Source organism: Natronolimnohabitans innermongolicus JCM 12255 (genome assembly GCF_000337215.1).
Classification (GTDB): domain Archaea; phylum Halobacteriota; class Halobacteria; order Halobacteriales; family Natrialbaceae; genus Natronolimnohabitans; species Natronolimnohabitans innermongolicus.
The window spans coordinates 1-14,687 of record NZ_AOHZ01000043.1 but is presented as its reverse complement, the minus strand read 5'-3'; the positions used below and the strand labels follow the sequence as shown (position 1 = coordinate 14,687).

General features: G+C 65.7%; 13 protein-coding genes and 1 tRNA gene. 4 read left to right on the top strand and 10 right to left on the bottom strand.

Annotation, left to right across the window (positions count from 1 at the left end):
* Positions 1-68: 68 nt before the first annotated feature.
* From C493_RS09105 to C493_RS09085, 5 genes are all read right to left on the bottom strand, one after another.
* Complete coding sequence (locus C493_RS09105; RefSeq protein WP_007259137.1) at positions 69-1,451, bottom strand: hypothetical protein; 1,383 nt, start codon at positions 1,449-1,451, stop codon at positions 69-71.
* Positions 1,452-1,644: 193 nt separating this feature from the next.
* The gene (locus tag C493_RS09100) at positions 1,645-2,079 is read right to left on the bottom strand and encodes a universal stress protein (protein ID WP_007259136.1); all 435 of its coding nucleotides are present in this window, start codon (positions 2,077-2,079) and stop codon (positions 1,645-1,647) included.
* A 173-nt stretch (positions 2,080-2,252) separates the two neighbouring features.
* Entirely contained in the window at positions 2,253-2,615 is a 363-nt protein-coding gene (locus C493_RS09095) for a hypothetical protein (protein WP_007259135.1), read from the bottom strand.
* A 12-nt stretch (positions 2,616-2,627) separates the two neighbouring features.
* Positions 2,628-2,867 (bottom strand): amphi-Trp domain-containing protein, encoded by a 240-nt coding sequence (locus tag C493_RS09090; protein WP_007259134.1) that lies wholly within the window; start codon positions 2,865-2,867, stop codon positions 2,628-2,630.
* Positions 2,868-3,005: 138 nt separating this feature from the next.
* Entirely contained in the window at positions 3,006-4,127 is a 1,122-nt protein-coding gene (locus C493_RS09085; RefSeq protein ID WP_007259133.1) for a KaiC domain-containing protein, read from the bottom strand.
* 326 nt (positions 4,128-4,453) lie between these two features.
* On the opposite strand from C493_RS09085, the gene C493_RS09080 reads away from it, so the two are divergent.
* Positions 4,454-5,347, top strand: a complete 894-nt coding sequence (locus C493_RS09080) for an NAD(+)/NADH kinase (protein WP_007259132.1) — start codon at positions 4,454-4,456, stop codon at positions 5,345-5,347.
* Positions 5,348-5,407: 60 nt separating this feature from the next.
* On the opposite strand, the gene C493_RS09075 is transcribed toward C493_RS09080, so the two are convergent.
* The 3 genes from C493_RS09075 to C493_RS09065 form a co-directional block, all read right to left on the bottom strand.
* Positions 5,408-6,061: a DsbA family oxidoreductase gene (locus tag C493_RS09075; protein ID WP_007259131.1), complete on the bottom strand. Its 654-nt coding sequence runs from the start codon at positions 6,059-6,061 to the stop codon at positions 5,408-5,410.
* Between the two features lie 108 nt (positions 6,062-6,169).
* Positions 6,170-6,949, bottom strand: coding sequence for a hypothetical protein (locus C493_RS09070; RefSeq protein ID WP_007259130.1), 780 nt, complete (start codon positions 6,947-6,949; stop codon positions 6,170-6,172).
* Positions 6,950-7,828: 879 nt separating this feature from the next.
* A complete protein-coding gene (locus C493_RS09065) occupies positions 7,829-8,791 on the bottom strand; it encodes a nucleotidyltransferase domain-containing protein (RefSeq protein ID WP_007259129.1) in 963 nt (320 codons plus the stop codon).
* A 731-nt stretch (positions 8,792-9,522) separates the two neighbouring features.
* Between C493_RS09065 and mptA the strand changes: the two genes are divergently transcribed.
* Positions 9,523-10,461, top strand: coding sequence for a GTP cyclohydrolase MptA (mptA, locus tag C493_RS09060; protein WP_007259128.1), 939 nt, complete (start codon positions 9,523-9,525; stop codon positions 10,459-10,461).
* A 45-nt stretch (positions 10,462-10,506) separates the two neighbouring features.
* Here the strand turns inward: mptA and C493_RS09055 are convergent, their stop codons facing one another.
* Both C493_RS09055 and C493_RS09050 read right to left on the bottom strand, forming a co-directional pair.
* A complete protein-coding gene (locus tag C493_RS09055) occupies positions 10,507-11,310 on the bottom strand; it encodes a TrmB family transcriptional regulator (RefSeq protein ID WP_007259127.1) in 804 nt (267 codons plus the stop codon).
* An 86-nt stretch (positions 11,311-11,396) separates the two neighbouring features.
* Positions 11,397-13,079, bottom strand: coding sequence for a DUF255 domain-containing protein (locus tag C493_RS09050; protein ID WP_007259126.1), 1,683 nt, complete (start codon positions 13,077-13,079; stop codon positions 11,397-11,399).
* Between the two features lie 176 nt (positions 13,080-13,255).
* Between C493_RS09050 and C493_RS09045 the strand changes: the two genes are divergently transcribed.
* Complete coding sequence (locus C493_RS09045; RefSeq protein ID WP_007259125.1) at positions 13,256-13,861, top strand: FxsA family protein; 606 nt, start codon at positions 13,256-13,258, stop codon at positions 13,859-13,861.
* A 76-nt stretch (positions 13,862-13,937) separates the two neighbouring features.
* Positions 13,938-14,011, top strand: a tRNA-Ile gene (locus C493_RS09040).
* The last annotated feature ends 676 nt before the right edge of the window (positions 14,012-14,687 follow it).

Here is a 14,687-nt window from a genome sequence, read left to right as displayed (position 1 = left end):
TTTAGCTCTCGCCCTCGATTCGGTCCGAGACCGGTACGATCGTGTCGACTATCGGAGAAAAATATCGCTCAGAAGTATCCCAGGAGCGTCCCACCGAGGACGACGACCCACATCGCGGCGCCGGCGAGCAACATGTCGTTGACCCGAGTGTCTCTGGTCGCCCGCTTTGCGGCGCCGGCGGCGATCAGTCCGAGCGCGATGACGACGAGCATCCGCTGGACGACGACGTCGACGGGCAGCGAATCGACGCCGAGCAGACCGTAGTCGAGCCAGATCGCGACGGCGAGGGAGCCGCTCGCGACGACCGCGGCGTCGAGTCGGCTCCGCAACGTCCCGGCGATCAGGTAGGTCGCGATCGGAATGCCGAGGCCGATCACCGGATACAGCAACGCGGCGATCATGTGCGGCGTCAGGAACCCGACGTTGCGCTCGAGGGCGACCCCCGCCAGCCGGACGCCGAGCAACAGCGCCAGGATCGTAAAGACGAGGATGAGGTGTCCGGCCTCGAGGCGGTCGTAGGCGGCCGCGATCCGACGGCGGTCGACGTCGGTCAGGCGGTCGTCGATCGCCTCGGGCGTGCGTTCGGAGACGTGCTGTGGATCCGTCTGCTGGCCGGCGCTCGCGCTGTTAGCGCCGGTACGCCGTTTCGCCGCCAGACCGACGCCGATCGGCAAGAGGATCATACCGGTGAGGTCGACGACCGTGGCCCACCCGTCGGAGTCCGAGGAGTTGGTGTTGCCGAGGTAGATCCGCCGGACGTCCTCCTCGACGTCGATCCGCGTGTGATCCATGAAGTCCTGTTCGACCTTCGTCTGAGCGGCCTCGACGCCGTCGACACGATGGCGGAGCGTGAACCAGTCGAAGTGCTCGGTGTGGGCCTGCATAGCGACCCACTGATCGTCGCCGTTCGGGCTCTCGTAGAGTCGGATGTGATAGCGCTGTCCGTAGTAGTCGCCCTCCTCGAGCTGGCCCGACTCGGTGGTCCAGTAGCCGTCCTCGCCCGCCCCGGGATCGACCCAGAAGTAGCGGGTCGTCCCGTGGGCCTCGCCCCACTCGATCCCCGTCGCGTGGCGGCTCTCCTCCTCGAGGAACGTCCCGTTTCCGACGGGCGTTTCGTTGGCGATGGGCGTCTCGTTGCCCTCGTACTCCTCTTCGACCTCTTCGATCTCTTCCCACTCGCCGTCGCTCTCCTCGGTCATCGCATACAGAATGTCGTCGGTGTCACCCCTGACGATCACGTTGAGCGGACTCCGCTCCTGAAACTGTTCCTGGGGACTGAGGTACTTCCAGAACTCGCTTTCGGAGTCTTCCATCGCGACCAGTTCGGGCGTCTCCTCCTGTTCCTCGGGCGCGATTTCGTCCGTCGTCGGTGAGAACAGCAGCGATGGGCCGCCGACGAAGAGAAGGGAGAGCGCGAGCAACGCGAGTGCGACCACGATCGAACGACGCATATCTTACGTCTTACTAACGGCTCGGTTATCAAACCATAGGTCACTGATCGGCCGGTCTCGGCACTGACGTAACAATTCACGGCGGAATTGATGTGGCGCTCACACGTCGTGTGGTCCCAGTTCGTCGACGCCGACGTATCCGCGACTCGAGGACGAACGCAAACGCTCGGGAATGCCGGCGCACCGATCCGTCTCAGTCGTCGACGGTCGGCCCGACGGTCAACACCGGAACGGACGCCTCGCGGACGACGCGCTGGGAGACGCTCCCGACGACGTTTCGCTCGTACTCGTCGCCGCTCGTTCCCATCACGATCAGGTCGGTCCCGTTCTCGGCGGCGAACTCGACGATCCGTTCGGCGGGGTGGCCCGTCTCGACGATCGTCTCGACGGTGAGCCCATTCGCTTCGGCCTCGCTCGCGACCGTTTCGACCGCGTCGCGGGCGTTCGCGCGCAGATCCTCCCGAACCGCTTCGACGCGTTCGTCCTCGAGAACCAGAAACGCTCGGTCGTCGACGATCGAAAGTACCTGCACCGTCGCCGAGCGCGTCGACGCGATGTCAATCGCGTGCGTCGCGGCCGCCGTCGCCCGGTCGGTGCCGTCGGTGGGCACGAGAACTGTATCGTACATCTACTCGAAGAACGCGGGTGCGGGGACAAAGCCGTTATCGTCGTTCCTCCCGCGTGGGAATCTCGACGTCGCGCGGGACCGACACGGTCCGGCGCCGACTCGAGTCGATACCCACCGCTATCATTGCATCGACCGCACACCGGCAGCCGCGGAGACGACGAGGCCGCCGGCGCTCAGACGCCCGGAATCCCCAGCGCGTCCGGCGCGACGATCCCGAGCAGCGAGGCCGCGTAGACGACCGCGACGGCGACGACCCAGGCGACGATGCCGATGCCCGCGGCCGTCGGCCAGCCGCCGGGGTAGCGCCAGTTGATCACGCCGACCCAGGCGACGAGCATGATCAGGGCGCCGACGAGCGGTAGCCAGCCGACGAAGTAGCTCGTCACCGCCCAGACGGCCGCGCCGATCAGGGCGGTCAGCGCCGCGTTGGGAACGCCGGCGTCTCGATCCAGCACGACCCGGACGCCGGCCAGAATCGCGACGGTGCCGATCAGGAGGCTGAGCACGAAGATAACGGCGGCGTCGATAGCAGACATCGTTCGGTGCGATCAGGGCTTCCAGCTGAGTTCGAGTTCGATCGTCTCGCGACTCCCGCGCAGCATCGAGGATCGCTCGATCACGTCGACGGAGACGTCGACTTCCTCGGGCGGACTGAGCGAGACCGATTTGTTCCCGACGTCGACGCTGATCTCCTCGCTTTCGCCATCGAACTCCTCGGCGAGCGCGGCGAGGTACGCGGCGAGTTCCGACCGCGGCAGCCTCTCGTCGCTCGTCGTTCGTTGAGCCATGCAACGAACTCGCGGCGAGAGCCGCAAAAGTATGGAGAGCGAACGGCGTCCCAACGCGGTTTTACCGGCGTGAAATTGTCTCTCGGTTCCGACTCGAGCCCCCTGCGGGGGTTCGGCGACGGTTCGACCGACCAGCGCTCAGAAGAGGTTCGCCTGCTGATACACCGAGATCCCCTCCCCGGTGATCTCGTAGGGCTTCTTTTCGCGGGAGTGGTTCGCGTCCCGGATCTTCTGGATCTCGATCGCCAGCCGCGTCTCGCGGAAGTCGGCCGGCCGGACGTACTGCAGGACGAAGACCGCGTCCGTGAGGTACTCGACGATGCCGTACCGAGACGCGTAAGCCGTCTCCTCGGCCGCCTCGCTGGTCACCAGCGCGGTGACGCCGGCGTCTTTCAGGCTGCGCGTGAAGTCGTAGATCTCGTTGCGACGAGTCGCCCGATCCTCNATCTCGAGCAGCGAGACCGAGTCGAGGACGAGCCGCGAGGCGCCGAACTCCTCGACGAGCGCGGGCAGTTCGTTCGTGATCGACGACAGGCTGTTCGCCATCTCGACGGGATCGACGTCGACGATCGCCAGCCGGCCGTCGTCGACGTACTCGTCGAAGGGGTACCCCTTCTCGGTCGCGCTGGTGAGTACCCGTCGTCGGCTCTCCTCTAGGGTGATAAACACCGCCGACTCGCCTCGAGCGAGGCCGCACTCGAGAAACTGCAGCCCGAACGTCGTCTTTCCGGTGCCGGCGCTGCCGATGGCGGCGATCAGCGATCGTTCGGGGACGCCGCCCTGAATCATCCGGTCGAGGCCCTCGATCCCTACCTCGAGGCGAGGGAGCGCGGAGTCGACCGCCGCGTCGAAATCGGCGTCTCCCGGACCGCCGAGCCCGAAGTCGAGGTCAGTGAATCCGTCGGGACTGGGATCGGGGCCCGGGCCGGACCCCCCACCGGCGTCGATGGTCGGACCGTCGGCGTTCTGGAGGGCCGTTCCGAAATCGTCGTCGAACAACTCGCCGTCGTCCGCGTCGTCGGTGGCTGCGTTGTCGTCGCCTGTGCTGTCGGCCGTGCTATCGTCTCCGTCACCGTCGGTGTCGAACGCCGCGCCCAGTTCGTTCCACGCGGTCTCGACGTCGTCGACCTCGCTCGAGCGCTCGCCGTCGACTCCGCCGTCGTCGGTGGCCTCGGACTCCTCGTCCGTCGCGCCGATCGCGCGCTCGAACCAGTCGCGATCGCGCTCCTCGCTTCCGGCGTCGTCACCCACGGCGACCACCCGCCCTCGTCTCGCTTCGCGACAGTCCACCCACCGGTCGGACGCGAGTGGACTCGGCGCGCATCGAGCGACTCGGACCGTCCGCTCGAGCGCGTAACTGCCTCTCTCGAGAACCCGACTGCGTCGCTCGCGGAACCGTCGACGCGCGTGGGTGGCCGTACGGAGCCGGCATGTCGTCTCTCATCTGAACCTGCGACGGCGCCCGTCGAGGGCCCGTTCACGTACTCGAGTGTGTGCCACGACGATGAATGTTGTTGCCGGCCGCCGCGTCGATCCTCGGCGCCGGAAGCGTGGCTTTTTGGCCTCGGGGCGGGTAGCCGCCGGCGATGGACGTCGCCGTCGGACTCGTCGCCCAGCGGAGCAACGAGCGCGCACAGCGTCTCGCCGCGAGGCTCGTCGAGCGCCTCGAGCGCCTCGAGTCCCACCCAGCGGACGACGACCGCGACGACGAAAGCGAGGGCGAATCCGACCGGAACCACCCCGTCGTCGTCGACGAAGCGACCGGCGACGCGGTCGACGCACCGGCCGTCCCGGTCGACGAGATGAGCGACCGCGACTTCGTCGTGAGCATCGGCGGCGACGGCACGTTGCTGTTCGTCGCCCGCGAGGTCGGGCCGACGCCGATCCTCGGCGTCAACCTCGGCGAAGTCGGCTTCCTCAACGCCGTCGTCCCCGCGGACGCCGTCGACGTCGTTACCGGTCTCGTCGACGAGTACCGCGAGACCGGCTCGCTCGACGGTCGGGAACTCACGCGCCTCGAGGCGACGCCGGTCGACGACGACTGGACGCTCGAGCCGGCGGTAAACGAGATCGTCGTCCACGGCCCGCGCCGGGGACACGGCGGCGGGGCGACGATCGAAGTGTCAGTCGACGGCGATCGCTACACCGCGAGTCACGCCGACGGCGCGCTCGTCGCAACGCCGACGGGGTCGACCGCGTACAACCTGAGCGAAGGCGGCCCCCTCGTCCACCCGTCGGCGGACGCGCTCGTCGTCACCGGCATGGCCGCGAGCGACGGATTGCCGTCGCTCGTGGTCGATCCGACGGCCACCGTTCGACTCGTTATTTCCGACGCGGAGACCGGCTTCGTGATCAGCGACGGACGAAACGAGCGCCAGATCGAGCCGCCCGCGACGATCGACGTCTCGGTCGCGGACGAGCCGATCACGCTGGTCGGGCCGCCAGGGAACTTTCTGGAGAGTCTCGAGAAGCTCGACTGACCGGCCGTAGTACCGTTCTGCGTCTTCGAGACACTCGGACACTCGATACGGGATCGACGGTTAGCGCCGCGACCCGCGCGTCTCGTCGCGTCCACCCTCGAGTAACCGCTCGAGCTGGGCCGGCGGCACGGCGCCGCGGGCGACGCGGTCGTTCGCGATGAACGTCGGTACGCCGGTAATTCCCCGCCGTTGCGCCATCGTGAACTGGTCCTCGAGTTCGGTCCGGAGCGTCTCGTCGTCGAGTGCGGATTCGATTTCGTCGATCGGGAGCCCGACGTCCGCGGCGACGTCGAGCAGGACGTCGGCGTCGCCGATGTCGCGTCCGTCCTGCCAGAGCGCCTCGTAGATACCTTCGTCGAACGCGTCCCACTGATCGGGGTACTCCCGTTTGACGTACCACGAGGCCTGCTGGGCCGGCAGCGAGTCGACCTCGACGGCGAGCTCCTGGGCCATCTCGACGTCGTACTCGGCCTGGAGCCGGCGAACGTTCTGTCGCGCCTGCTCGAAGTACTGCTCGTCCTTCCCGTCGTCGGCGTCGTGATCGATCGAGCCGTCCGGATTCCGCTTGTCGCTTCGGAGGTCGAACGGCTGCCAGTCGACCTCGAGGGGCGCGTCGCGGTCGGCGCGGTACTGTTCGAGCGACTGCGTGCCCAGATAACAGAACGGGCAGACGTAGTCGGCGTAGAGCGCGAGTCGATCGGCTGGCTCGGACATACTCGCGATAGGAAGCGAGACGGGAAAAATCGACGGCAACCGGAAGCTGCCGTCGGGTACGGGACTCGACTCGAGTACTGGCGCGATGGGGGAGCGGTCGCCCGCGGGTCAGGCGCCGTTGGCTTCGTCGCCGGCCGCGACGCCGCCTTCGGCGCCGTCGCTCGCGTCGGTCACGTCCGGCAGGTTGGGATCGCGGTACGGATTGCGCCCGTAGGCCGGCAGCTCGTCGTCGAGTTGGGATTTGAGGACGCGCCGAAGGCGGTTCAGACTCGTCGTGTCGAGGCCGTACTCGGCGGCCAGCCGCTCGAACGTCTCCTCGTCGGTGATATCGTGGGCGCGGTACCGGGCGAAGAGGTCGTCCATCCGATCGGCCGACAGCGCCTGCGCGTCGATGTCGTCGAGACCGAAGTACTGCTGGCGGTCGACGTCGACGACGTGGCGGATGACCACCAGCGCGACCTTCGGAATGGCTCGCTGGCTCCCGAACTCGGTGAGGTCGATCTCGTCCATGACGCCGAGGGCGAGGTCGCGCTGCCACGGCGTCACCTCGAGGGCGTTACACAGCGCCTGGGTCGTCCGCAGCCGGTCGAGCTGGTGGGCTCGCTCGCTGTAGCCCGGCGTCGCCGCGTGCTGTTCGTCGTGGAGGCGTCGCACGCTCTCCGAGAGGTCGGCGTCGGGCGACTCTGCACGGCCGATAACGGTCGCGCTCGGCGTGACGATGCCCCACTGGCGGACCGTCGAGTCGCGCTGTACGTCCGCCCGCGAGAGCGACCCGGATCCGGGCCGCGTCTCGAGGCGCCGGTCCTCGTCGTACTCGAGGGTCGGGCTGTCGCCGACGGCCGCGGATCGATCACCGCTCGGGCCGGGTTCAGCACCGTCGTCTCTCATTACCTCCCGGTCAGACCGGCAGACGGAAAAAGGCACCTCCTGGGCGAATCGTCGGCCATCGTGACTCCCAGCGTGGGTAACAGGTTCCGTCTCCGCGTCGAGGGAGTCGCCGAAATCACGACTGGAGTGTGACGGCGCCGTCGCTCTCGAGAAAACGGTTCGCGAAAATCCCTTCGTATCTTCACCTTGTGACCAGAACTACGTAAACGATATCGGGTCGGCGAGCGGCTTCAGTACCGACAACCGCGGCCGCCGCTGTCCGATCGTGAGTTCCGGAGAACGGCGGTCTCCCGTCATAGCTCTACCTTGTGACCAGAAGCACTTAAAGAAACGAGGACGGCATTCGATCGGATCGATCGCTCGGTAGTCACGCCGTCTCGTCGCATCGCTCGGGAGCGGGGGATGGGGGCTCTGCAGTGAGAACGACTCGAGAGGAGGGGTCGTCCAGCGCGAGCGAGATACCGGCGGCTGGCGATTCGTGAGTCCGTGAGAAGCGACGCGTTCCCGTCGTATCTCTACCTTGTGACCAGAAGCACTTAAGGACGAGGCGACCTCCCGATCGGTGAATCCCGCGGAGACGTGCGCGAACGGGACACCGTCGGCTGGTCGATTGTGAAATCCAGAGAACGACGTCCTCCCGTCATAGCTCTACCTTGTGACCAGAAGCACTTAAAGAGCGACGGCGCATTTGGTTCGGGCTCCGGTATCCGTGGTCCATCGGTCCGAGCGAATCGAGGAACGGGCTCGGAAACAACTCCGAGAGACGCGTCCCTCCGGAGTGAGTTCGACCCGAATAAGGAACCGCCCTCCCGTCGTATCTTCACCTTGTAACCAGAACTACGTAAAAGAAATCGCGCTCGAACGCCGTCCACCAACCGATTACTGCGCCGCCGCGATGAGTTCGTCGACGAAGTCGTCCAGACGCGTCGGGTCGGGCCCGCCGCGGGCGTGAACCGCCGGATCGATCTCCCGGGGCGGGTGCGCGAACTCGCGACCGACCGCGTCGCCGACGTCGACCGCGCCCTCGCCCCGTCGTTTCCGCTCGAGCAACTCCCGCGCGCGTTCGATTCGGTCGTCGTCGAAGACGGCGGGCGCCTGCTCGGTCAGGAAGCGAGCGAACGCGAGCGCGGGGAGGTCGTGATCGCCGCGTTCGCCGGTCGCCTTCAGATAGCGCGCCGACATCGCCGCGCGGATGATCGTCAGGTTTCGCTTCACCGTAGGCTTCGTTTGCGTCTCCGTGTAGCGCTCGTCGTCGGCCGCGACCGTCGTCGGGCCCGCCGAGCCCGGCGTCTCGACGACGTAGGCGTCCTCGCGGACCTCGAGAATGGGGTACAGCCGTGCATCGCCGTCGACCAGATGGTGTGAGACGTACTTGCGGTAGTTGCTCGTCGCGATGCCGCGCCAGGCGTGGTAGAGATCCATCGGGTTGTACGTCGACTCGAGGTACGCGCGGAGGGCGTCCGGATCGAACGCCGTTCGATAGCGGATCGGACTCCGGAGGAGATTGATCGCCCCGTCGTTGGAGTCGGCGAGCAGCCGCGCGAACGTGTGGACGTCCCAGCCCTGCAGTTCGATTTCGGGCCCGCCGTCGTCACCGCCGGAATCGACGATCGATCCCCCGTCCTCGTGGACGACCTCGACCGGCCCCTCGAGGTGGGCGTACGTCCGGAGGTCGGCCGGGACGAAGACGGCGCCGACGTCATAATCGCTGTCCGGGCCCGCCGCACCCCAGGCGTGGCTCCCGCGGGCGACCGCCAGCGCGATGCGAACGTTGTACTCGCGTTCGACTGCCGTCAGTAGCTCTTGGACAGCCTCGGCGACGGAGTTCGGGACGGACGACATAGCTGTGGCTCGAGTGTCGGTACCGATTTGCCAGAAAGCCCTTCGTAGCTTCACCTTGTGACCAGAGGCACTTAAAGAGACTCGCCGATCGGTCGTCGTCCGGCTACCGCTCGGATACTGACCGGAGCCGACGCTGGCCGATCGTGAGGTCCGAAGAACGGCAGTTTCCCGTCATAGCTTCACCTTGTGACCAGAGGCACTTAAAGAGGGGACGGGATCACGCGGATTCGCCGTTGTCTCGAGTCGGCGACGGCAGCGTGTACGTTCCGCACGTGACCGTCGCTCCGAGCATTCGAAAGCGGGACGGGAGCGACCGATATCGAGCGAGCACCGTCGCTACGGAATTCGACCTCTGAGAGAACCGTTCGTCCGTCGTATCTTCACCTTGTGACCAGAACTACTTAAACGGACGGCGACCGGCGGGAAGACAACCGACGGGGAGAAGCGACCGTGCTCTCGTCCCGTGCCGATTTCGGTCACGACGAGGAGGACCGGAGTCGCGACTGTCGAAACGAGTGGACGTCAGTGAGAACGACGGCTTCCCGTCGTATCTCCACCTTGTGACCAGAACTACTTAACGAACGAGCGATCGAACTCGAGTCACTGCGACTCGGATCGGGGGTCGGTCCGTTGCTTCCGTCCCCGAATTCGCCGTTCGAATCGCGGGCGGGCGAACGCCGACATCTGCGCCTTCCGAAAGGTTGAATCGGCCCCTGCCCTGAATGCGGACAATGAGTCACCAGCTTCCGGACGTGCAGGCGACGTCGCCCGACGTGACCGTCGGCCTGAGCCAGGTCGGTGTCACCGGCGTCGACAAACTCGTCAAAATCGCCCGCGAGGGCAAGCGCCCGATCGTTCTCACCGCCGAGTTCGAAGTCTTCGTCGACCTTCCCGCCTGGCGCAAGGGTGCCGACATGAGCCGCAACATGGAGGTTATCGACGAGATCCTCGAGGAGGCCACCCGCGAGGAGGCCTACCGCGTCGAGGACGTCTGCGGCGACGCCGCCGAGCGGCTGCTCGAGAAACACGACTACACCTCCACCGCCAAGGTCTCGATGGAAGCGGAGTTCATGCGCCGCGAGCAGACGCCGGCGAGCGACCGCGAGACCCAGCACACGGTCGACATCATCGCCTCCGCGACCGCGACGGAAGAGGGCACCCGCGAGGAGATCGGCGCCGAAGTGACGGGGATGACCGTCTGTCCCTGCTCGCAGGGGATGTCCGCCGCGCGGGCGAAACAGACCCTCGAGAACCTGGGCGTCGAGGGCGAGACGATCACCGAATTCCTCGAGGAAGTGCCCCAGCCGGGTCACTCCCAGCGCGGTCACGCGACGCTGACCGTCGAATCGAGCGGCGATCCCGAGGTCGATCTCAACGACGTCATCGACATCGCTCGCGACGCGATGAGCGCTCGGATTTACAACCTGGCGAAGCGCCCGGACGAGGACCACATGACCTACGCGGCCCACGCGGACGCGAAGTTCGTCGAAGACTGCGTGCGCGCGTTAGCCGAGGGCGTCGTCGACGAGTTCGGCCACTTGCCCGACGATGCGGTGATTACGATGAAACAGTCCAACGACGAGTCGATCCACCAGCACAACGCCCACGCCGAGCGAAAAGTCGAGATGGGAACGCTTCGCGATGAGGTCGACGGCGACGCAGCGCGATAAGCGTCCGCACTAACTGTCTTTCTCCGGGTTCGAACCGTCTCCCAGTCAGAACTGAAGCGGTTCGGCATCCTGCCAGCGCGGAACGAACTCCTCGTGGACGTTCGCGGCAAACTCCGGATCCTTGAGATCGATCATCCCGAACGCCTCGCTCGAGGAAAGCGGGTTTGGCACCTGAATGCAGACTTCGACGCCGTCGATGATGTTGAACGAGCCGGAGATATCGTCGTTCGTTCGAACGTCGAAGTCCTTGCGCTCCTGATGGGTTCCCCGATACCGTCGTCCGACGTCCTCCGAGAGCGAGGCGACCATGTCGCGAGTCATCAGGAGGTCAACCGACACGCCCCGGTCGAGGGCGTCTTCCAGTTGCGCGTTGACCTCCTCGCTGACCGCCTGGAGATCCCACTGCGGCGCCGGATCCGCAGACACCATGACGATGTGGTCGTCCGCGGCCGCCAGCCGCTCGAGCAACAGGTCGATCGTCTCCTCGGGTCCGACCGCAGCCGTCCAGAACTGGTCTTCGACCGGCTCGGCGGCGTCAAGTTCGTCGGCCAGATCGTCGACGATCGACTCGTACTGGTCCGCCTTCTCCTCGAGTTCGCGTTTTTTGTCCTCGAGCAAGCGATCAAGCGCCGTCGACGGCTCGACGGCGACGTACTTCTTCGGGCGACTCGCCGTCTGGCTCCTGACGAGGTTGTACTGCTCGATGCTGTTCAGGACGTCGTAGATCCGTCCCATCGGCACGTCGCTCGCGCGTGACAACTCCTTGGCCGTTGTGGGGCCGGTGTTGAGCAGCGCGCGGTACGCTCGGGCTTCGTATTCGGAAAGCCCGAGATCCCTGAGACTGGCCATATGATGAGGGATCCAACCGAAGAAACATAAACACTGTGGTGGTTTGACCGCTGAACGGTGTGATGGCCGGAGACCGCCTGTCGACGCTACTCGAGGATCGATTGGACGCGTTCGCTCAACTCATCAGGTGTTTCGGCAGTCTCCGAGATTCGGTTACCGCGCTCGACGCGCGCCGTTCCCGACTCGAGGGCGTCGGCCTCAGGGACGACGACCTTCTCGTGATCCGCCATCCGCAACGCTGCGCGGTGGAGGTCAGTCCCGGATTCAGTTCCGACCCGGATCACCAGGGGCCCCTCGAGCAGCCGCGAGACGGCCGTCGCGTATCGGGCCATCTGGACGCCGAGACGATCGCTCGCGCCCGCGAAGGCCTCGAGGGTCTCTCGCGCGATATCACGGTATCGGTCGTCGCCCGTCACCGCCGCAAGCTCGAGCAACGCGTCGGCGATGGCGACGTTCGTATCCAGCGGCCGAAGCGGTCGGTCGAGCAACCCGGCGCCCGCCTCCGGCCCGTCGACGAACGAATCCCCGTCGCGGAGCCGGTCGATCGTCGCGTCGGCGACCGCCGTCGCGTCCGCGAGCACGTCCGCTTCTACGCCGATACTGCTCGCAGCCGTCGTCAGCGCCGTCAGCACGCGCGCCTGATTCGCGAGCAACGGTATTGGCTCGCCGTCCTCGTCAGTGGCCGCCGACAGCGGCGCGGTCGGTTCGTCGTCGGTTCCCTCGAGTCCGTGGATCACGACGCCGTTTCTCAGCAGTTCCGTCCGCACCGTCTCGAGGGCCCGCTCGGCGTACCGACGAGCGCGTTCGTCGTCCGTGTACGCGTAGTACGTGAGCAGTCCCTCGATCACGAGTCCGTTCGGACCGGCGAGAACGCCCCGATCGACCGGCGGCTCGTCGGCCGTGGCGCGATCGGTGACGTCGATCGTGTGCGCGGCGTCCTCGCCCGGCGCCTGACTGTTCGCGACGGCGTCGACCGCGTCGTTCCACAGCGTCGTCGTGAGGAAATCGATCGTCCGCTCGGCCGGCTCGCGGTACTCGTCCTTACCGGTCAGCAGGTAGGCGTTCGCGAACGCGCGCACGAGCGCACCGTTGGAATCTGCGAGCTTCTCGTGTTGCAACCCGGCCCAGTCTCGCTCGGCCGCGAAGCGATAGAAACCGCCGTCGTACTCGTCCAGCAGGTTCGCACTGACCGCGTCGTACGACCGCAGCGCCATCTTCTGGTCGCGCTTCAGGGCGAACTCGAGGGCGTCGGGCAGCGGGAACTTCGGACGTTGTCCCCAGCCACCAGCGGCCTCGTCGTACGTTTCGTTCAGCTGGCCGAGCATCGCCGCCTCGACGTCGGCCGTGAGCTCGCCGGCGGGTGGGCTGTCCTCGCGCAGCGGCCGCGGGATCCGTCCGGCGCCGCTGCCTTTCGTCTGCCACATCGTCCGAACGCTGTCCAGGACCTGTCGCATTCCGTCCGGGCCGAGATAGCCCGCGCCGGTCAGTACCGACCCGTCCGGCGCCAGAAAGACCGTCGACGGAAATCCGCCCATATTGTACCGATCACGCACGCGCGGGTAGCGATCCACGTCGACTCGAATCGGCACGAAGCTGTCGTTGACGTTCGCCGCGATGCGGGGTTCTGCGTAGGTTTCCTCGTCCATCTCGTGGCAGTGGTCACACCACGTCGCCGTAAGCGAAAGCAAGACGGGACTGTCGGCCGACGCCGCCTCGTCGAAGGCCGCCTCGCCCCACTCGCGCCACTCGACACGCGTTGGGTCGTCCATACCGGAGTCTCGGCTGTCGCGTGGGTAAGGCCTTCGTTCGCTCCTAACCGCCACCAACCGACGCGTCCGTCCCCCCCTCGAGTCCGTCCAGACGGGCTTATCTCGACGGCTGCCGTCCAACGCTCAACGAGACAAGAGAGTAAAGCGTTTTCACCCTCCGCCGGCTAGGTCGTGGCATGCTCCGGTGGATTGCCGTTCTGTTGCTCATCCCGTTTCTCGACGCGATGCTCCTCGGCATCGTCGTCTGGGAGGTCGGACAAATTACCTGGGTCGGGATGGTGCTGCTCGTCGTCCTGACCGGACTCGTCGGCATGCTCCTCGTCCGTGCCGAGGGTCGCCGAACCGTACGGAAGATGCAACGGTCGCTGGCCCAGGGGAAGCCACCAACCAACGAACTCCTCGACGGCGGCCTCCTGATCGCGGCCGGCGCCTTCCTGCTCACGCCCGGGCTGGTGACCGACGCGATCGGGTTCCTGTTCGTCGTCCCGTTTACGCGAATGCCGATCCGCGCCGCGCTCAAACGGTACGTCATCGTCCCGTACGCGGACAAGAAAACCGGCGGCTTCGCCAGCGGCAACGTCTACACGATGGGGTTCCCGAACGGGGGGTCACAGGGCGGACAGGCCGACTCGAGTTCGGCCGACGGCACCTACGATCTCGGCGCCGACGACTACACGGTCGAGGGCGGCTCCGAGACGGACGGCTACACGATCGACTTCGGCGACGAACGCACGTCCGATGCCGACGACCTGGACGATTCGGACGACCCCTCCGCCCGGTAGCGGTTCCCACGGGACCAACAGAAAGAAACGCTTAAACATCCCAGCCGTCAACTACTGATTGCGAAGCGCAAAACGCGGGCCAATAGCTCAATCAGGTTGAGCGCCACTCTGATAAGGTGGAGGCTCTCGGTTCAAATCCGAGTTGGCCCACTTCTGCTGCGAACTAATTCGTGAGCCGCGAGCACGTGTTGCCGCGAGGATTTGAACCCTGGAAGTCACAGCCCGCGCAGCGAACCGGGCAGGGCTTTCACATTCGAGTTACCACACCTTTTCCGGCGACATCGAGCGAGCCACGTTGATCAACGTTTGCTTCGAATAGCGCAAACGAAACTGTGAGCGGCGAACGCACAGTTCCCTCGAGTTGAACGCCGAAAATGTCGTTTGCGAGTATCGTGAGTGGCCCCCTTCCAGCAGATTCTCCGAACTGGCTCACTTCTCTTGGCGGCCATACTCGTACGACGCTGATTGTGCCGTCGTTTCGTCGTTCCCCTCTCCCGAACTTCGCAGCGACCGGACCATGCGTTTCTGGTCGTCATCTCACGGCCGTCATTCACGCCGTTCATTCCGTACTGTTCTGTTATCATGCGATCCGATGCGGTGGTGTTCGGTAACTGCGATAACACCACACGACAACTAGCCGAACTGTACATTCGAACAATCAGTGCCGTATGAGACTCCCTCTCGCTGAACGATTGGTTCGAAGGCCTTATGTACCAACCGGCGTTTACTGATTAATCCGAAGGAGATGAGGACCCTTCCCCTGCGGTCTTCCGTACAGAAGGGGTCTGATGTGAGCCTTGGTAGTTCGGTGACGCCTGATCGGTCA

What these genes read in the sequence shown, in the direction of transcription:
- C493_RS09105 (WP_007259137.1), bottom strand. Translation starts at nt 1,451, where the DNA reads ATGCGTCGTTCGATCGTGGTCGCACTCGCGTTGCTCGCGCTCTCCCTT.
- C493_RS09100 (WP_007259136.1), bottom strand. Translation starts at nt 2,079, where the DNA reads ATGTACGATACAGTTCTCGTGCCCACCGACGGCACCGACCGGGCGACG.
- C493_RS09095 (WP_007259135.1), bottom strand. Translation starts at nt 2,615, where the DNA reads ATGTCTGCTATCGACGCCGCCGTTATCTTCGTGCTCAGCCTCCTGATC.
- C493_RS09090 (WP_007259134.1), bottom strand. Translation starts at nt 2,867, where the DNA reads ATGGCTCAACGAACGACGAGCGACGAGAGGCTGCCGCGGTCGGAACTC.
- C493_RS09080 (WP_007259132.1), top strand. Translation starts at nt 4,454, where the DNA reads ATGGACGTCGCCGTCGGACTCGTCGCCCAGCGGAGCAACGAGCGCGCA.
- C493_RS09075 (WP_007259131.1), bottom strand. Translation starts at nt 6,061, where the DNA reads ATGTCCGAGCCAGCCGATCGACTCGCGCTCTACGCCGACTACGTCTGC.
- C493_RS09070 (WP_007259130.1), bottom strand. Translation starts at nt 6,949, where the DNA reads ATGAGAGACGACGGTGCTGAACCCGGCCCGAGCGGTGATCGATCCGCG.
- C493_RS09065 (WP_007259129.1), bottom strand. Translation starts at nt 8,791, where the DNA reads ATGTCGTCCGTCCCGAACTCCGTCGCCGAGGCTGTCCAAGAGCTACTG.
- mptA (WP_007259128.1), top strand. Translation starts at nt 9,523, where the DNA reads ATGAGTCACCAGCTTCCGGACGTGCAGGCGACGTCGCCCGACGTGACC.
- C493_RS09055 (WP_007259127.1), bottom strand. Translation starts at nt 11,310, where the DNA reads ATGGCCAGTCTCAGGGATCTCGGGCTTTCCGAATACGAAGCCCGAGCG.
- C493_RS09050 (WP_007259126.1), bottom strand. Translation starts at nt 13,079, where the DNA reads ATGGACGACCCAACGCGTGTCGAGTGGCGCGAGTGGGGCGAGGCGGCC.
- C493_RS09045 (WP_007259125.1), top strand. Translation starts at nt 13,256, where the DNA reads ATGCTCCGGTGGATTGCCGTTCTGTTGCTCATCCCGTTTCTCGACGCG.